Raw genomic sequence first — 17,747 nt, forward strand, 5'->3', positions numbered from 1 at the left:
GGCGCGCCCTGCGGCTGTCCTTGGACGGGCGACGGCCCCGGCGGCGATTCCGCGGGCGGCGGCGACTGCGCGGGCGCGGCCTGGCGCTGCACAGGCACGCCGGAAGGGGCGAACGCCTCCTGAGCATCGCCCGCCTGCTGGGGCGCAGCGGCCGAGGGGGGCTGTTGGGCGGCTGCCGCTGCGGGCTGCGCAGACCCTCGAGGCTGACCTACCTGCTGAGGCTGAACAGGCGGTTGTTGCTCCAGTGGGACATGATGCTGCGCGGCCGCTTGTTGCTGTGGCGGGACATAGTGCTGCGCAGGCGATCGTTGCTGTAGCGGAATCGGATGCTGCGCAGGCACCTGTTGCTCCGGTGAACCATGATGCTCGGCAGGCCCCTGTTGCGGTGAACCCTGATGCTGCACAGGCGCCTGTTGCTGCGGTGGCGACTGATGCTGCGGTGGAGCTTGGTTCTGGACAGGCGCCACCGGCGCGGCCGGAAGCGGCGCCTGCGCGACAGGTGCCTGCGCAGGAGCGCCTTGCGGCGGGGGCGGCAGCTGGTACTGCACGACCCGCGGTACCGGAGCGACCGGCGGGGGCGGGCCGGGCGCGGGCGGGTACCCGGGGTGGGGCCGGGCGACGGGGGCCTGCTGGGGATAGACCGGCGCGGGCAGCGGGGGCGGGCCGACGGCGGTCAGAGCCTTGCGGGCGGCTGCGGCGAACTCGGCGCAGGTGCGGTAACGATGGTCGGGAAGCTTGGCCATGCCGGCGGCGAGCACCAGGTCGAGGGCCGGGTTGAGGCCGGGGCGGCGGCGGGTGACCGGAACGGCGGCCAGGTTGAGGTGGCCGTGGATGATGTCGGCGGGATTGTCGGCGTCGAACGGGCCGACGCCGGTGAGCAACCAATACAGCGCGCAGGCCAGGGAGTACTGGTCGCTGCGGTTGCCCAGCGGCGCGCCGGTCATCTGTTCCGGCGAGGCGTAGGCGAGGGTCGCGGTGAACATGCCGGTCTGGGTGAGATGCGTGGTGTCCTCACGCAGGCGGGCGATTCCGAAGTCGCTCAGGAAGACTCGCTCGCCTTTGCCCTTACTCGCCCGTGCCAGCAGGATGTTCGCCGGCTTCACGTCGCGGTGCAGCACACCGCGGCCGTGCGCGTAGTCCAGCGCGTCGGCCACGCCTTCGATGATCTGCACAGCACGTTCGGGCGGCAGTGTGAGCGCGTTCACCGAGGCGGCGTCGACCCCGTCGACGTACTGCATGGAGATCCACAGCTGGTCGTTCTCCGAGCCGCGGTCGTAGACCGCGATGATGCCGGGGTGGTCGAGTTGCGCGACCAGATCGGCTTCTCGCTCGAAGCGGGCCCGCACCTGCTGGTCGGTGAACAACTCGCGGTTGAGCAGCTTCAGTGCGGTCCGCTTGCCCGTGCGGGGATGGCGCGCGAGATAGACCGACCCCATGCCGCCTTGGCCGAGCAACCGTTCGACGGTGAATCCCGCGAACACCTCACCCTGTTCGAGCAAGGCGACCCCCTTCCTTCCAGGTCGTCAGCCTACCGCCGAGCGCAGATCGTGGTTCCGTTAGATTTTCTCGCGCTCATCGGCAAAACTATCTCTTGCGCACACTCGTCGCGTCGATGTCCCGGACGTGTGGTCACGAGGTGCGCACCGGGGCGGCGATCGGTCGCCATCGGCTCGGCTCGGGTGTGTTTGCCACCACCGCGGATAGCGCGCAGGTGGTGTGGAGGTTCGCGGTTCGTGAAGTCGGCTCGAAAGTTGTCCGTGTTCCGGTCGGCTGTTCACGGGGGGCTCGCTCTCACGGTTCTGGCTGTGGCGTCATGCGGTCTGCTCGCCGACAGGGTCGACGCGGAGCCGACCGCGGTCGCGGTCGATCGCTCGCCGGAATCCCGCACCACCATCGCGGATCGCTCCGAGGCGCTCGCAGCCGATTTCACCCTGCTGGAGAGCCTGTCGCCGGGCAAGCTCGGGCTGGCGGTCATGCCGGTGGGCGGCAGCCGCGCCACCGTGATGGGTGATCTGACCAGCGGTCTGGCCTGGTCGACCATCAAGGTTCCGATCGCGGTGGCAGCGCTGCGCAACAACCCCGACGGTCTGCTCGGCTACGCGGAGGCCGCGATCACCTATTCCGACAACGACGCGGCGGGCACACTGTGGAACTCGCTGGGTTCCGATGCGGCACAGGCGGTTCAACAGGTGCTCGACGAGGCCGACGACACCATGCCGGGTGGACCGTGGCCGCACACCCCGATCGACGACTACGCCTTCGGCGCGACGGAATGGTCTCTCGTCGACCAGGTTCGGTTCGCCTCCCAGTTGCCCTGCCTGCCGCAGACCGAAGCGGTGACCGACCTGATGTCGCACATCACCGACGAACAGCGTTGGGGCATGGGCACTCTGGATGGCGCGGTGTTCAAGGGCGGCTGGGGGCCCGACGACGAGACCGGCGTCTACCTGGTCCGCCAGTTCGGCCTGGTGCCCGCCCGCGACGGCTATGTCGCGGTGGCGATGGCCGCGCAGGCCGATTCCGGCGACTTCGACACGGCCACCGAGATGCTCGACAATGTCGCCGCATTGCTCGGCGAGCACCTGCAGGAGACTCGCAGCGGCAACTGCCCGGCCGCCGAGTCGGTGATCGCGGCGTTGCCGAGCATCGGTCAGCTGACCGCTCAGCCCGGGGTGACCAGGCCGGACTCGTAGGCCAGTACCACGGCCTGCGCGCGGTCGCGCAGCTGCAGCTTCGAGAAGACCTTGGAAACATGGGTTTTCACGGTCTGCTCGGCGACGAACAGCGCCTCGGCGATCTCGCCGTTCGACATTCCGCGCGCGACCAGCTCGAGCACTTCCCGCTCACGCGGGGTGAGCGAGCCCAGTTCCGGCGTGGTCCGGCGGGTACCTGCCCGCCTGCGCGTCACCTCCGCGATGAGTCTGCGGGTGACCGTCGGCGCGAGCAGCGCCTGACCCGCGGCCACCACCCGCACCGCGCGCACCAGTTCGTCGGCGGGTGCGTCCTTGAGCAGGAACCCGCTCGCGCCCAGGCTCAGCGCTTCGTAGACGTAGTCGTCGATATCGAAGGTGGTCAGCATGAGTACGCGCGTGGGCGGGTCGCCGCCCGCGGAGAGGATGGCGCGCGCGGCGTCCAGGCCGTTCATCTCCGGCATGCGCACGTCCATCAGGACCACGTCCGGGCGCAGCCGCTTGGTCTCGGCGACGGCGACCTTTCCGTCCGGCGCGTCCCCGACCACGCTGATGTCGGATTGGGCGGCAAGCAGCGCACCGAACCCCTGCCGCACCATCGCCTGATCGTCGGCGATGAGAACCGTTATTGCCACCTGCCCACCCTAGGCCGGATCCAGCGAACGCATCGACCACCCGCCTCCCGCGAGAGCCGCGACAACCCTTCCGCGAGTGCGACATCGCGAGTGCCACCGCATCGTCAGTGACCTTCGGTGCCCCGGCCCACCCCCTGCGCCGCGACAGACGTCGGGTCCAGGCCGGTGACCAGCGCCCGGGGGCCGGGCGCCAGCGGCAAGCGGGCGCGTACCTCGAAGCCGCCGTCCCGGGTCGGCTCGGCGTCGAGCACCCCGCCGACCGCGAGGGCCCTGGCGCGCATGCCCGAGATCCCGTGCCCACCGTTGCCCGACGCGGCGGCCATGGTGGCCGGGGGGCCGTTCACCACCCGCAGATCGAGGCTCACCCGGCAGTCGATCGTGACCCGGACCTGCGCGCCGGGCGCGTGCCGGGAGGCGTTCGACAGTGCCTCCTGCACGATCCGGTAGAGCGCCAGCCCCGAGGCGTCGGAGACCGCGGCGAGTTCACCCTCGATCGCCCAGTCGATCGCGACGCCCGCGCGCCTGGCACCCTCGCACAGGGCGAGCACCTCGCGCGCGGTCGGCTGCGGGGAATGCTCCGGCGCCATGCCGTCGCTGCGCAGCACGCCGAGCATGCCGCGGATCTCGTTGAGCGCCTCCCGGGCGGTGACCGAGATGGAGTCGAATTCCGCCCGCACGGCCGGTGTCACGCCCTCGACCCGGTAGGGCGCGGTCTGCGCCTGCACCACCACCAGCGACATGTGATGGGCGACGACATCGTGCAGGTCTCGGGCGATGCGCGCCTTCTCCTCGAGGATGGCCCGGCGCGCCCGCTCCAGTTCGGTGAACTCCTCCTGCTGGACGAGTTGCCTGCGGGAGAGCACCAGCCTGCGCACCAGCCAGGCGATCAGCACCACGACGGTCAGCGCGATCGGCCAGCCCCACGCCGCGTCCGCCAGCGCGTCGCCCTCCCCCGGCATGGTGGTGCCGAACAGCATGGCGGTCGCGAGCCACGCCACCAGCACCACCCGCGCGGGCGCCAGCAGGCCGACCGCGAACAGCAACACGATCAGCGACAGCACGTGCACGACCTGGAACGGCATCTCGTTGCCCGGCTGATGTGGAATCGCCAGCGCGATCACCAGCGCCGACCCGGCCGATATCGCCCAGCCGAGCGACGGGTTGATCCGGACCAGCAGCACCGGCAGGGCGGCGAGCGCGGCGACCAGCGGCTGCGCGCCCAGGGCGACCACATGCGTCAGATGCAGGGTGGACCAGGCGACGATGTAGAACACCAGCGCCACCACGCCGCCGGCCACATCCAGCCAGACCGCCGCGGACATGGCCCGCAGACGGTCGCGGATCCGGTGGCGCCTGCCGATGTCGGTGGGGACATTCATGCCTACGACCCTAGGAACACCGGGCGCCCGGCGCCGTCGTACCCGGGAGCGAACTCGATCCCCTACTCCGGTAGGGGGTCGGCGCTCGTGCGGCCCGGGTGAGTGATCATCGGACCGCTCCGCAGCGGGACGCCCGCGAGGGCCCGGGATTCCTAGCGTCGACAACCATGCTCACCCCGTCTGCCACCGCCGATCACCGCGCGGCCCGGCGTCGTCAGCGGCTCGCCGCGTCGGCCACCGCCGCACTGATCGCCACCGCGCTCACCACCGTCGTGATCCCCGCCGCGGGCGCGGCGCCGGCTCCGCTGCCCGAGAACGCGGCCGCGGCCGCCGCCGTCACCGCTCTGATCCGGGGGAGCGCGGATATCGGCTCGTTGCCTTCCGATTTCGCCGCCACCTTCGGCTACACCCCGATGTCGGTCGACGGCATGCTGGTCAAGCCGACCGGTGAGTGCTCGTCTCCGGTCCCGCTGCCCGCCGAGTTCGAACCCGCCTGCAGGGCACACGATCTCGGGTACGACCTACTGCGCTATGCGCAGCTGCACGAGCAACCGCTGGGGCCGTGGGGGCGTCAAACCGTCGACGCCGCACTGGAACAGGCCATGCGGGATTCCTGCACCACCCGCACCGAGGCGGTGGCCCGCGCGCGGTGCACGGTGATGGCCGCCGTCGCGAATGTGTTCGTCGACCTCAACTCCCGCCGCGAGGGTTACGGCTCCCCGGTCGTGAGTTCGGCTCTCCACCGCACCGGGGAGGTGGCGCCGTGAGCACCACGACTCCCCGGGCGAGCGGCCCGGCGTCCACGGCGTACCGGTTCGAGGACGGCCGGCCACGCGGCGACAGCACCCGCGCCGGGCGCGGGACCGGTGCGCCATCGCCATCGCCTCGCACCCACGACAAATTTCCGCGCCTCGGCCACACCGCCCCCGACCGCCGCTTCGGTGTTCCATCACCCCGTATCGGCACCTCGCTCGGCGTCGCCGCGGGAGTGCTGTGCTCCCTCGCGCCGGGGCTGCTGCCGCGGACAGCGGGAGCCCAGGCGATCCTGACCGGTGCGCTCGTGGCGGCGTCGCTCGCGGTGGCCGCGGTGCTCGGATGGGCGCTGCGGCGGATCGGGGTCGACACCGGCCGGCGGGCCGGGCGCGCCGGGGTCGCCGTGGCGGTCGCGGTGCTGATCGCTGCGACGGCATGGCGAGCGGGGCGGTGGCAGAACGAATTACGCGCGGCGATGGGAGTCGCCGCCATCGACCCGTGGTACTGGGCGCGGTGTGCGTTCGGGGCCGCGGCGCTCGCGGGCGTGCTGGTCGCGGCGGGACGGATTTCGAGGCGGGCGGTAGGCGCGCTGGGGACCGGCCGGATGGTCGTCGGCGGGATGATCGCGGCACTCGCGGGCTGGTTCGTGCTGGCGCCCGGCATCGTCGAGTGGCGGATGACCACATATGCCTCGGCCAATGCCGCGCTGGAATCGGATGCGCCGCCACGAGTGCCGGCCCCGCACTCGGGAAGCGCCGGGTCGGTGGTCGACTGGACGGACCTGGGCAAGCAGGGGCGGCGATTCGTCGACGGCGCGGCCGACGGGCCCATCCGGGTGTACGTCGGGGTGGAATCAGCGCCCGACCTGCGCGCTCGGGTGGCGCTGGCGATCCGGGAGCTGGAACGGTCCGGCGGCTTCACCCGGGGCAATATCGTGGTCGCGGTGCCGACCGGGTCGGGCTGGATCGACGGCAATGCGGTGGCCGGCTTCGCCGAGCGGTTCGGCGACGATGTGGCCGTGGTCGGCCTGCAGTACGCGTACACGCCCAGTTGGGTGAGCTTCGTCTTCGGACGCGAGCAGGCGGTCGAGGCGGCACGGGCGCTGTTCACCGCGATCGAGGAACGCGTCGCGAGGACAGCGCCGCGACCACGGCTGTTCGTCTACGGCCAGAGCCTCGGCGCGTTCGGCGGCAGCGGGATCTTCCCCGACGCGGACGACCAGGACCGGCGCACCTGCGCGGTGCTGTGGGCGGGCCCGCCTGCCAATCGGGCGCACCGCGCGGGTGCGACAGTGCTGGCCAACAGCTCCGATCCGGTGGTGCGCTGGTCCCCCACACTGCTGTGGCGCGCCCCGGACCTCACCGGCGTACGCCGGGACGCACCGGCGCCGCGCTGGCTGCCCGTCGTCTCCTTCGTCCAGACCACCGCCGACCTGCTCGGCGCGCTGGACACGCCCGCGGGTCACGGCCACCGCTACGGCACCGACCAGGGGACCGCGCTGGGCGACTGCCACACCGGCCGCGCCGACCCGTGATCGCGCACCCCACATTGACGCCGGATAGAACATGTTCTAGTTTCAGGCATGGCCTTCGTCGTCGACACCACCGTGTACATCGATGCCCCCGCCGAAGTGGTCTGGCAGGTCATCACCGATTTTCCCCGCTACGGCGAATGGAATCCGTTCGTCGCCGAGTGCTCGAGCACCCTGGTGCCCGGCGCGCCGATCGACATGGTGGTCGACCTCGGCGGCCCGAAACCCAAGCGCCAGCGCGAGTTCGTCCGCACCCACACCCCTGGCCGCGAGTTCAGCTACGCCATGAAACCCGTCCCGCTCGGCACCCTGCACAGCCTGCGCAGCCACACCGTCACCGAGGTCACCCCGCAGCGAACCCGTTACGCTTCGCACTTCGAACTCGCCGGCTGGCTGCACCCCGTGGTCGCCGTCGCGCTGGGCAAGCAGTTGCGCCGGGGATTCGAAGGAATGACCGCCGCCGTCCAGCGCCAGGCCGAGACGCTGCGCGCCCGCTGAGCCGTCACTCCCCTTTCCGCAGGATGTGATCCAGCGCGGCGTCCAGAATCTTGTCGGCATAGGACTCGGTGAGCCCGCCGAGCCCGAGCGACCAGCGCATCTGGATCGGACCGAGCAGAAGATCCACGGCCACCTCGACATCGAGACCCGGCCGGAGTTCGCCGGACTCGATGCCCGCCGTCAAGCGGTTCGCCAGGGCAGCGCGCTGCGGCAGCAGCAGGCGTTCGCGATAGGCCTCGGCAAGGGCGGCGTCCTGCTGGATCTCGATATACATCGCGCGCAGGAAGCCCTCGAAGGCCGGATCGGTGAGGGCGGTGGCCGAGCCGCGCAGCAGGGGCCGCAGGTCGGCCCGCAAGTCGCCGGAATCGGGCAGCGCGAGCCCGTCCGGCCCCGAGTCCCGCTCGAGCATGGCATCGAAGACCACCGCCCCCTTCGACGGCCACCAGCGGTAGATCGTCTGTTTGCCGACACCGGCGCGGGCCGCGATCGCCTCGACGGTCAGCTTCCCGTAGGGCAGTTCGCCGATCAGTTCGCCGGTCGCCGACAGGATGGCCGCTCGGGCGCGTTGGCTGCGCCTGATGACGCCGGGAGATTCGGGCACGCGCTCACTCTAGCGCGACTGGAGACGAGACGTTTCGTCTTGACAAACGAGCGCCCTGCCGCCACCCTTTCCGAAACGAGACGGTTCGTCTCGGCAAGAAAGGAAAGACATGACCCGAACCTGGTTCATCACGGGCGCCAACCGCGGCCTCGGCCGCGCCTTCACCCTCGCGGTGCTGGGCGCGGGTGACCGGGTCGTCGCGACCGCCCGCGATCCGCGGACCATGGCCGATCTGCACGACAGCCGGCTGACCACACTCCCTCTGGACGTACGGGACCACGCGGCCGTGGCGGCGACCGTCGACGAAGCCGTCGCGCGGACCGGCGGCGTCGATGTCGTCGTCAACAATGCGGGCTTCGGCCTCGTCGGCGCGGTCGAAGAGCTCGCCGAAGCCGATTGGCGCGAACAGATGGAGGTGAACTTCTTCGGCGCGCTGTGGGTTTCGCAGGCATTCGCGCCGCACCTGCGCGAGCGCGGCAGCGGGCACATCGTGCAGATCTCCACCGTCGGGGCGGTCGGCAGCCTGCCGCTGTTCGGCGCGTACAACGCGAGCAAGTGGGCGCTGGAAGGGTTCAGCGCAGCGCTGGCCGACGAATTGCGCCCGTTCGGCGTGCACGTGACGCTGGCTCAACTCGGCGGGTTCGACACCGACTGGGCCAAGTCGAGTATGCGGTTCGGCGTCGCACTCCCCGCCTACCAGCTCTTCAGGGAGAACATCCTCGGTATGCCGGACTATCCCGACCCGCACGCGACCGGCGCAGGAACGCCCGGCCCGGCCGAATCCGCCGACCCGGAATCGACCGGCACGAAACCGGCTGCAGCACAGCCGAAGGCGACAGAACCCGCCGGGTCGGAGCCGGCCTCGGAGCGGCCGGGCGAGGCAGAGCAGGCCGGAGCGGCGGCGACCGAGGCGGACGAATGGTCCGATGCCCCACCGGAAGTCGCCGCGCAGGGTCTGCTCGCGCTCGTGAACATGCCGAACCCACCGCTGCGCAGGGTCATCGGGCCCACCGCGCATCGGATGGTGACCATGGCGCTGGAGCAACGCCGCGTGGATTACCTCACCGATCCCGAATTCGTCTGGCCCGCATGACGACAGAGAGCCCGCGCCGGTCCGGCGCGGGCTCTTCGTGCGTGTGACCCGCCCGATTCGATCGGGCGAGCGGTGGCTCAGGCGATCGGAGCCGCGCCGATCGGGCCGCGCGCGGCCTCGTACGCCGCACCGACCCGGTAGAGGCGGTCGTCGGCCAGGGCGGGAGCCATGATCTGCAGGCCGACCGGCAGGCCGTCGTCCTCGCTCAGGCCCGAGGGCACCGACATGGCCGGGTGGCCCGCCAGGTTCGTCGGCAGCGTGCACAGGTCCGACAGGTACATGGCCAGCGGGTCGTCGACCTTCTCGCCCAGCTTCCACGGGGTGAACGGGCTGGTCGGCGAGACCAGCACGTCGACCTGCTCGTAGGCCTTCTCGAAGTCGCGGGCGATGAGGGTCCGGACCTTGAGCGCCTGGCCGTAGTACTCGTCGTAGTAGCCGGCCGAGAGCGCGTAGGTGCCGATCATGATGCGACGCTTGACCTCCGGGCCGAAACCGGCGGCGCGGGTCATCGCCATGACCTGCTCGGCGCTGTGGGACCCGTCGTCACCGACACGCAGGCCGTAGCGCATGGCGTCGAAGCGCGCCAGGTTCGACGACACCTCCGACGGCATGACCAGGTAGTAGGACGGCAGGCCGTACTCGAAGTGCGGGCAGGACACCTCGACCACTTCGGCGCCGAGTTCCTTCAGCAGCGCCACCGCGGCATCGAAGGAGGACAGCACGCCGGACTGGTAGCTGTCGGAGTGCAACTCCTTGACCACGCCGACCCTCACCCCGCGCAGATCGCCGGACGCGCCCCGGCGGGCCGCCTCGACGACCGGCGGGACCGGCACATTGCGGGAGGTGGAGTCACGCGGGTCGTACCCGGCGATCACCTCGTGCAGCAGCGCGGTGTCGAGCACCGTGCGACCGCACGGACCACCCTGGTCCAGCGAGGACGCGCAGGCGACCAGGCCGTAGCGCGAGACGGTGCCGTAGGTGGGCTTGGTGCCGACGGTCGCGGTGACCGCGGCGGGCTGGCGGATGGAGCCGCCGGTGTCGGTGCCGATGGCCAGCGGCGCCTGGTGCGAGGCCAGCGCGGCCGCCGAGCCACCGCCGGAGCCGCCCGGGATGCGGGTCTTGTCCCACGGGTTGCGGGTCGGGCCGTAGGCGGAGTTCTCGGTGGAGGAACCCATCGCGAACTCGTCCATATTGGTCTTGCCCAGGATCGGGATACCCGCGGCGCGCAGCTTGCCGGTCAGCGTCGCGTCGTACGGCGACATCCAGCCCTCGAGGATCTTCGAGGCACAGGTGGTCGGCATGTCGGTCGTGGTGAACACGTCCTTGAGCGCCAACGGAACTCCGGCCAGCGGCGAGGCCGGGGCGTGGCCGGCGGCCAGCGCGGCGTCCACCGCGGCGGCGGCTTCGAGCGCGTGTTCACCGGCGACGTGCAGGAAGGCGTTGATCTCGCCGTCGACCTCGGCGATGCGATCCAGGTGCGCCTGGGTCACCTCGACCGAGGTCACCTCGCGGGCGTGGATCCGCTGTGCCAGCTCGGCCGCGGTGCTGGTGGTGAGCTCCCCGCTCATTCGCCCTCCCCGAGAATCTGCGGAACCATGAAGCGCTGCTCGTCCACGGCGGGGGCGGCGGCGAGCGCCTCGTTCGGCGTCAGCCCGGGCACCACCGCGTCCACGCGAGTCACGTTGACCTCGGGGTCGGGCGAGGCGGTCGCGGGAACATCGGCGGCGGCGACCTCGGAGATGGTCCGCACGTGGCTCAGGATCGAATCCAGCTGACCGGCGAACTGATCGAGTTCGGCATCGGACAGCGCGAGCCGGGAAAGCCGGGCGAGGTGTGCGACCTCGTCGCGGGAGATGGCGGGCACCGCGGAACCCCTTTCGGCATGGAGAGCGTCGGGGACGGCTGGACGTGGGAGCCGTCGGGGAATACCCTACCGACCGCGCTTCGCGGTCCGTCACCGCCGCCACCCTCCGAGGACACACCACCGCGCAGAGAGCGACACGCCGCGATTCGGACAACTCGCCGTGTGGCATGTGTCACGCCACGCGCTTCGACTCGATAACCGACCGCTCCGGGTGTAAATATTGCCTGACCCGGGTAACCGAGCAGCAGGCTCGGCCCAGAGGAAAGGAATGCGCGTGTCTTATCTGCTCCGCGTGCAACTTCCGGATCGCCCGGGAAGCCTCGGCGCACTCGCACTCGCATTGGGCACCGTCGGAGCCGACATCCTGTCGCTCGACGTGGTCGAGCGCGGCGCGGGCTTCGCGGTGGACGATCTCGTCGTGGATGTGGCGCCCAACGCGCTGCCCGACACGCTCATCACCGCCGCGGAAGGCATCCCCGATGTCCACGTCGACTCCATCCGCCCCTACTCGGGCCTGCTCGACACCCACCGCGAACTCGAACTGATCGACCAGGTCGCCGGCGCGCGCGACGACCGGCTGCAGATTCTCGTCGACGGTATCCCCCGGGTCCTGCGCGTCGGCTGGAGCACCATCCTCGACACCGGCCCGCAGGGCGCCTACCGGGTCGTCGGCAGCCAGAGCGCGCCGCAGACGCAGGCCTCCTCGGCCCCGTGGATGCCGTTGGAGAAGCCCATGGTGCTCGATCCCGAAGGTGACTGGGTACCTCAGATCTGGCGCGACATGGACACCAAGCTCGCCGCCGCACCGCTGGGCAACTCCGGCAAGGTGCTCATGCTCGGCCGTCCCGGCGGGCCCGGCTTCCGGCCCTCGGAGGTCGCGCGTCTGGGCTACCTCGCCGGCATCGTCGCCACCGTCCTCGGCTGATCCCACCGGCCGAACGGCTCTCGCTACGGCATCGCCGGCACGGGAGGCATCCTCTCGCCGGATGCTCTCGCTACAAGGTCTGCGACAGGTCCGGTGGGGGCACATCGACGGCGACCTCACCGCCCAGCGCGTAACCGCCGGACAGTCGCAGATCGTCCCCGCTCCAGAAGCGGCCCGGGTCGTACCAGTTCGGGCTGCGCCGGGCAGGCAGCAACTCCATCGCCTGATAGGTGGCGGCGACGATCTCCGCGCAGTACGCCTTCTCCAGTTCTCTCGGGTCGGGGCGCCCCGGCCTGCGCCTCGGTATCCGGATCCGACCGCGCAACCAACGGCCCGCCAGCCCGGCCGTCGAGGGGAACGGGGTGCCGTCGAGCCGGGCGATGGTGCGCAGCAGATTGTCCTCCATCTCCCGCGTGACCGGCTCGTTCAACTGGCGCAACCACGCGCGTTGCCCGTACCGATGCGCCCACACCAGCACCGCATCGTGCAGATTGTGCAGTTGCACACCGCGATGCGTGCTGCCGGTCCACATGTCGGTCAGCGAATGGCCGAGTTCGGCATGCCAGATCAGGGCGGGCATATCGTCGAGGACGACCGACATGCCGACATGGTTGACCGGGCTGTTGGTGGTCATCCGGATCACCCGGTCGGCCGCGGAACTGCCTCGGAACAGCCAGATGTCACCGGTTCTGGTGATGTCGAGCGCGTGGTCGAGGCTGATGCTCTTACCCCTCATGGAGCTAGCCTAGGCGGTATGAGGTGGTGGAAGGCAGTGGGTTTGGCAGGAGCGGCCGGTGTGGTCGCCACCGGTGTGATCATGGCGCGCGCCGAACGACGCCGCCGCGCTTACACTCCCGAACAGGTCCGCGAACAACTCCACGCGCGGTTCGCCCAGGCCACCGCCGCCGCAGCAGCGGCGCCGCCCCTCGCCCCGGAGCCGACGCGGGCGGACCGGCTGCGCGAGCGTCTGCGTAGGCTCCTGCGACGTCGCGGCAGCGATTCCTGACCCGCGCTCGCGCTTGTTCGCACGGGGGGCGAGGTCACCTGATCGGCCGCGCCGGATCGAGCGGCAGGCGCATGACGGTGAGCGGCAATCCCGACGGGGTTACCCAATCCCGTTGCGGCGCATGTAGGAAGCCGAGGCGATCGTAGAGACGGCGGGCGGCGGCCATCGCGGGCATGGTGGTGAGCACCACGGCGTCGAAGGATTCGGCGCGGGCCCGCTCGATCACGCTGCGCACCAAGGCGGTTCCGGCGCCGAGACCGCGTGCCGCATGCGCGACGGCGAGCATGCGGAACTCGAGTTCGCCCGGACGCGCGATGTCGGCGTAGGGGGTGCCCGGGCGGGCGACGGTCAGGGAGCCGACCACCTCGCCGTCGTGTTCGGCGACCAGCAGGGTGGCCGAGTCGGCACGGCGTGCGATGTCGGCGAGCTCGTCGGCATAGGGGCTCGCCGGGGAGATGTAGCCCTCGCCGACGTAGACCGCGACGGTCAGCTCGCCGATGGCGTCGTGGTCTGCCCCGGTGGCGGTGCGCACCGTGGGTAGGGCGGCTGCGCTGTCGCTCGCGCCGCCGGAGTGCCCGCGCGCACCGGCGGTTCGCACGCCCACGCGTGCGTCGGCCGTGCGCCGGCCGCGGCTGGTGGTCACGAGTCGATCCCGGGACCGTCGGAGACGATGAGCTGCCAGCGATCGGGCTTGCCGACCGGGTAGACCACCGGCCAGTCCTGGCCGATCTGCGGCCACTGCGCGCCGTCCCACACGAATCGGCGGTAGACCGTGGTCGGCGCGACCGAGGGGCCGGTGAGGTCTCCGGTGATCGTCACGAACTGCTCCCCCATCGCCTGCGGGCGCGGGCTGACGCCGGTGATCCGCAGCGTGCCGTACTCGGGCTCGGCGGGCGGACGGCCGGGGCCGCGACTGCGCCGGTAGGACACCAGCAGCGCCACCACCACGGCGGCCAGGATGATGAGCATCGCGAACTCCATGCCCCCATCCTAGGAGCGCCCGGCGACCCGCTCCGCCGACGACACCGCGTGCCCCGGTGTTCACCCCGGCACCACATCGCCTTCGACGGACGCGGAGAGCTCGAACACCCCGCGCGGGGATTGTCGCCGTTCACCGGATCGCGGCCACCGCGATCGGCGCCTCCGCGCCTCAGCGCACGGTCAGTTCGCTGGCGCCTCGCTCGTTGCGGCGCACCTGCCACACCGCGGAGCGGGTGCGCTGGGAGCGTCCGTTGCCGCGGTCGATCAGGCCGCGGTCGTCGGTGGTGAACATCAGCTGGGCACCGTGGGCGTTGGTCTCGGGATTCTGGAACAGCTGGATGAGCCGGTCGGTCTGATCGCCGGACAGGCCGGCGCCGATGTCGTCGACGGCCAGCACCCGGCCGGTGTCCAGGGCGTCGAGCATGGTGGGCAGCAGGCGCAGCAGCGCGAGGGTGGCCGAGGATTCGTCGGCGATCTCGAAGGGGATGTCGATGCCCTCGTGGACCAGTCGCAGGCCGACGCCGCGGCGGGCGACCATCCGGTCGTAGAGGGCGTCGCGGGCCGCACGCAGATTGGCCAGTTCGCGCTCGAGCAGCAGCGGGGTCAGGCCGTTCTCCTCGAGCAGGCGGTCGGCGTGCGCGGGTGAGGCGGCCGCGAGTTCGGCGTGCTCGGCGCCCGCGGCGATGTCGGCGTCGAGTTCGCGCAGGTAGTCGGCATAGAGCGGATCGGGTTCGGCGACCAGCAGATCGGCGATGCCCAGGTCGGCGGTGCGCAACAGCAACAGCAGGCGAGCGGCGTGCTCGGGCGAGCGCGAGATGTGGCTACCGAGCCGGTGGGCGACGTCGCCGGGCTCGACGGGGCCGCGGACCACCTCGAGCATGGACGAGAACCAGCGATAGGCGGGCACCAGCGCTTCGGCGTGCATCTGCCCGGCAAGGCTGAGCAGCAGGGCGTTGGGACGGACGAGCGGTGCCAGCGCGGCTGTGCCGTAGCGGGCGGCCTCGAACATCGGGCCGATCTTGATCTCGGTTCCCATGCGCTCGAACACGATTCGCTTGCGCGATCGCGGGTGACTGTACAGCCATTCGGCCGTCACGTCGGCATTGTCGAGGCAGAAACCGTAGGTGTACGGGCAGCCCTCGGCGACGAACGCGACTTCGAACTCGGAAGGCCGGTTCAGGTGCGCCAGATGCGGCGAGCGCACCGGCCCCGCGTATGGATCCCAGCCGGTCACCGAATTCAGCACCGCGTCACGCATCCGGTCCAGGGCGTGGATCAGGCTCGATTTGCCCGCGGCCGGACCGCCGTGGATCGCGGTCACCGGCACCGCCACCGGGCCGCTGCCCCTGGTCAGTCGCAACTCCTGGGTTTCGGCCAGCGAACGGTGATTGGTCACCTGGAAACTGCGCAGCATGCCGCCATACTTCCGGGTGTCGCCGCGCAGTGGTACAGCACCCACCGATTTCCGCGGCGGGCCGACACCGACGGCGGGCGTGCAGCCGACCGCGGACAGGCCGAAGCGGGACCGAGGCACTGCGCCCGGTTCCACATCGAAGGGCAGCGGCGCGCCTCGGTGCCGGCGCAGCCGCTACTCGGCTTCCTCCGCGGCGTCGCCGGCGGGCGTGACCGCGGCGGGCCCGTGTTCGAGCAGGCGCACGAATCCCGCCTCGTCGAGGATGGGCACCCCCAGTTCCTCGGCCTTCGCGGCCTTGGAACCCGGCGCGTCACCGACCACCACGAACGCGGTCTTCTTCGACACCGACCCGGCCGCCTTGCCGCCGCGCACCAGGATCGCCTCCTTGGCGCCGTCGCGCGAAAACCCTTCCAGGGAACCGGTGACCACGATGGACAGGCCTTCGAGGTTGCGTTCGATGGACTCGTCGCGCTCGTCGATCATCCGCACCCCCGCGGCGCGCCATTTGTCCACGATGGCGCGATGCCAGTCGACGGTGAACCATTCGGCGACCGCCGCCGCGATGGTCGGGCCGACGCCGTCGGTCGCGGAGAGCTCCTCCACGCTCGCCTGTTCGATGCGCTCGATGTCGGCGAATTCGGCGGCGAGGGCCCGCGCCGCGGTAGGGCCGACGTGGCGGATGGACAGCCCGACCAGCACCCGCCACAGCGGCTGGTCCTTGGCGGTCTGCAGATTCTGCAGCAGCCGCTTGCCGTTGGCGGAGAGCCCACCTTCCTTGTTGGTGAACAGCGAGGTCGTCAGCAGGCGCGCTTCGTCCAGGTCGAACAGATCGCCCTCGTCGGCGATCGCACCCGATTTCAGCAGGTCGACGGCTGCCTCGTAACCGAGCGCCTCGATGTCGAAGGCGCTGCGCCCGGCCATGTGGAAGACGCGCTCGCGCAACTGCGCCGGGCAGTGCCGCTGGTTGGGGCAGCGGATGTCGGCGTCGCCCTCCTTCTCCGGCGCCAGTTCGGTGCCGCACTCGGGGCAGTGCGTGGGCATGACGAACTCGCGTTCTTCGCCGGTGCGGGTGTCCACGACCGGGCCGAGCACTTCGGGGATGACGTCGCCCGCTTTGCGGATGGTGACGGTGTCGCCGATCAGCACGCCCTTGCGCTTGACCTCGGAGGCGTTGTGCAGGGTGGCCATCGCGACCGTGGAACCGGCGATCGACACCGGTTCCATCACCGCGAACGGGGTGACCCGGCCGGTGCGGCCGACATTGACCGCGATGTCGAGCAGCTTGGTCGTGGCCTCTTCCGGCGGGTACTTGTAGGCGATGGCCCAGCGCGGGGCGCGGGAGGTGGAGCCGAGGCGCCGCTGCAGCGCGGTCTCGTCGACCTTGATGACCTGGCCGTCGATCTCGTGCTCGATGTCGTGGCGGTGCTCGCCCCAGTAGCCGACCCGCTCGATCACCGCCTCGATCCCGCGCACCACCAGCGCGTGCTCGGAGACCGGCAGGCCCCAGGCCGTCAGCGCCCGATAGGCCTCGGACTGGGACGTGAAGGCGATACCGTCGAGCCGGCCGATGCCGTGGCAGATCATCCGCAGCTTGCGCCGCGCGGTCACCGACGGATCCTTCTGCCGCAGCGATCCCGCCGCGGTGTTGCGCGGGTTCGCATACGGCGGCTTGCCCTCGGCGACGATCGAGGCGTTCAGCGACTCGAAATCCTCGAGCCGCATGTAGACCTCGCCGCGCACCTCGAGCAGCGTGGGCACCGGGAATTCCGTGCCGGCCTCCAGCTGCCGAGGCACATCCTCGATGGTGCGGGCATTGAGCGTGACGTCCTCGCCGGTGCGGCCGTCGCCGCGGGTGGCGCCGCGCACCAGCTTGCCGTTCTCGTAGACCAGGTTCAGCGCGACGCCATCGATCTTCACCTCGCACAGGTAGTGCAGGTCGGAGCCGGTCTCGGCTTCCACCCGCGCGGCCCAGGCGCGTAGCTCGTCGTAGTTGAAGACGTTGTCGAGCGAGAGCATCCGCTCGAGGTGGTCGACCGGGGTGAAGTCGGTGGCGAAGCCGCCGCCGACCAGTTGCGTCGGGGAGTCCGGGGTGAGCAGATCGGGGTGGCGCTCCTCGAGATCCTGCAGCTGATGCAGCAGGGCGTCGAACTCGCTGTCGGAGATGATCGGCGCGTCGCGGACGTAGTAGCGGAACTGGTGCTCGCGCACCTCGTCGGCCAGCTCCTGCCAGCGCACCCTGTCCTCGTCCGAGGCCGGAATCTGCTCCACCGGCTCGCCCCCCGCCGGACCGGTCACCGCGCCCGTCTCCGACTCGTCGTCGTCATCGGCCGTGGTGATGTTCGCCGCACTCTCCCTGTCGCTCACGACAAGCACATTA

At 70.9% G+C, this 17,747-nt stretch carries 18 protein-coding genes; 7 read left to right on the plus strand and 11 right to left on the minus strand.

Translation table 11 applies throughout. The features are described 5' to 3' along the window. Positions 1 to 1,499 (minus strand): serine/threonine-protein kinase (locus ON26_RS34250; RefSeq protein ID WP_157171938.1); only part of this gene is annotated, 1,499 nt, incomplete at its 3' end. Between the two features lie 306 nt (positions 1,500 to 1,805). Here ON26_RS34250 and ON26_RS19095 point away from each other — a divergent pair. Continuing rightward, on the plus strand, positions 1,806 to 2,693 hold the full coding sequence (locus ON26_RS19095) for a serine hydrolase (protein ID WP_174375417.1): 888 nt from the start codon (positions 1,806 to 1,808) through the stop codon (positions 2,691 to 2,693). Here the strand turns inward: ON26_RS19095 and ON26_RS19100 are convergent. Together ON26_RS19100 and ON26_RS19105 are read right to left on the minus strand one after the other, a co-directional pair. Continuing rightward, positions 2,663 to 3,325, minus strand: coding sequence for a response regulator (locus tag ON26_RS19100; RefSeq protein ID WP_040797564.1), 663 nt, complete (start codon positions 3,323 to 3,325; stop codon positions 2,663 to 2,665). The genes ON26_RS19095 and ON26_RS19100 overlap by 31 nt on opposite strands. Positions 3,326 to 3,429: 104 nt before the next feature. After that, positions 3,430 to 4,704, minus strand: coding sequence for a sensor histidine kinase (locus tag ON26_RS19105; protein ID WP_040797565.1), 1,275 nt, complete (start codon positions 4,702 to 4,704; stop codon positions 3,430 to 3,432). A gap of 167 nt (positions 4,705 to 4,871) precedes the next feature. Here ON26_RS19105 and ON26_RS19110 point away from each other — a divergent pair, with 167 nt between their 5' ends. The 3 genes from ON26_RS19110 to ON26_RS19120 are packed head-to-tail and all read left to right on the plus strand — an operon-like array spanning position 4,872 to position 7,486. Beyond that, positions 4,872 to 5,471, plus strand: a complete 600-nt coding sequence (locus ON26_RS19110; protein ID WP_051027231.1) for a hypothetical protein — start codon at positions 4,872 to 4,874, stop codon at positions 5,469 to 5,471. Continuing rightward, positions 5,468 to 6,991, plus strand: a complete 1,524-nt coding sequence (locus ON26_RS19115) for an alpha/beta-hydrolase family protein (protein ID WP_083884204.1) — start codon at positions 5,468 to 5,470, stop codon at positions 6,989 to 6,991. Before ON26_RS19110 ends, ON26_RS19115 begins: the two co-directional genes overlap by 4 nt. Positions 6,992 to 7,039: 48 nt before the next feature. Then, a complete protein-coding gene (locus ON26_RS19120) occupies positions 7,040 to 7,486 on the plus strand; it encodes an SRPBCC domain-containing protein (protein WP_040797566.1) in 447 nt (148 codons plus the stop codon). 4 nt (positions 7,487 to 7,490) lie between these two features. Here the strand turns inward: ON26_RS19120 and ON26_RS19125 are convergent, their stop codons facing one another. Further along, positions 7,491 to 8,087: a TetR/AcrR family transcriptional regulator gene (locus ON26_RS19125; protein ID WP_040797567.1), complete on the minus strand. Its 597-nt coding sequence runs from the start codon at positions 8,085 to 8,087 to the stop codon at positions 7,491 to 7,493. Positions 8,088 to 8,196: 109 nt separating this feature from the next. Between ON26_RS19125 and ON26_RS33465 the strand changes: the two genes are divergently transcribed. Beyond that, on the plus strand, positions 8,197 to 9,180 hold the full coding sequence (locus ON26_RS33465) for an SDR family NAD(P)-dependent oxidoreductase (protein WP_040797568.1): 984 nt from the start codon (positions 8,197 to 8,199) through the stop codon (positions 9,178 to 9,180). A 77-nt stretch (positions 9,181 to 9,257) separates the two neighbouring features. On the opposite strand, the gene gatA is transcribed toward ON26_RS33465, so the two are convergent. Continuing rightward, positions 9,258 to 10,748 carry an Asp-tRNA(Asn)/Glu-tRNA(Gln) amidotransferase subunit GatA gene (gene gatA / locus ON26_RS19135; RefSeq protein ID WP_040797569.1) on the minus strand — a complete coding sequence of 497 codons (1,491 nt, stop codon included), beginning with the start codon at positions 10,746 to 10,748 and terminating at the stop codon, positions 9,258 to 9,260. Further along, on the minus strand, positions 10,745 to 11,044 hold the full coding sequence (gene gatC / locus ON26_RS19140) for an Asp-tRNA(Asn)/Glu-tRNA(Gln) amidotransferase subunit GatC (protein ID WP_040797570.1): 300 nt from the start codon (positions 11,042 to 11,044) through the stop codon (positions 10,745 to 10,747). The genes gatA and gatC overlap by 4 nt, the downstream gene beginning before the upstream one ends. Positions 11,045 to 11,318: 274 nt before the next feature. Here gatC and ON26_RS19145 point away from each other — a divergent pair, with 274 nt between their 5' ends. Then, positions 11,319 to 11,969, plus strand: coding sequence for an ACT domain-containing protein (locus ON26_RS19145; protein ID WP_040797682.1), 651 nt, complete (start codon positions 11,319 to 11,321; stop codon positions 11,967 to 11,969). A gap of 70 nt (positions 11,970 to 12,039) precedes the next feature. On the opposite strand, the gene ON26_RS19150 is transcribed toward ON26_RS19145, so the two are convergent. After that, complete coding sequence (locus ON26_RS19150) at positions 12,040 to 12,705, minus strand: hypothetical protein (protein ID WP_040797571.1); 666 nt, start codon at positions 12,703 to 12,705, stop codon at positions 12,040 to 12,042. Between the two features lie 18 nt (positions 12,706 to 12,723). On the opposite strand from ON26_RS19150, the gene ON26_RS19155 reads away from it, so the two are divergent. Continuing rightward, entirely contained in the window at positions 12,724 to 12,975 is a 252-nt protein-coding gene (locus ON26_RS19155) for a hypothetical protein (protein WP_040797572.1), read from the plus strand. A 34-nt stretch (positions 12,976 to 13,009) separates the two neighbouring features. Here ON26_RS19155 and ON26_RS19160 read toward each other — a convergent pair whose 3' ends face one another. The 4 genes from ON26_RS19160 to ligA form a co-directional block, all read right to left on the minus strand. Beyond that, entirely contained in the window at positions 13,010 to 13,507 is a 498-nt protein-coding gene (locus tag ON26_RS19160; protein ID WP_040797683.1) for a GNAT family N-acetyltransferase, read from the minus strand. Between the two features lie 107 nt (positions 13,508 to 13,614). Continuing rightward, a complete protein-coding gene (locus tag ON26_RS19165; RefSeq protein ID WP_040797573.1) occupies positions 13,615 to 13,956 on the minus strand; it encodes a hypothetical protein in 342 nt (113 codons plus the stop codon). Positions 13,957 to 14,125: 169 nt separating this feature from the next. Next, on the minus strand, positions 14,126 to 15,370 hold the full coding sequence (locus tag ON26_RS19170) for an AAA family ATPase (protein WP_040797684.1): 1,245 nt from the start codon (positions 15,368 to 15,370) through the stop codon (positions 14,126 to 14,128). A 174-nt stretch (positions 15,371 to 15,544) separates the two neighbouring features. Further along, positions 15,545 to 17,638 (minus strand): NAD-dependent DNA ligase LigA, encoded by a 2,094-nt coding sequence (gene ligA, locus ON26_RS19175; RefSeq protein WP_051027251.1) that lies wholly within the window; start codon positions 17,636 to 17,638, stop codon positions 15,545 to 15,547. Between the last annotated feature and the right edge of the window lie 109 nt (positions 17,639 to 17,747).

It is taken from the genome of Nocardia higoensis NBRC 100133 (assembly GCF_000308595.1).
GTDB lineage: Bacteria > Actinomycetota > Actinomycetes > Mycobacteriales > Mycobacteriaceae > Nocardia > Nocardia higoensis.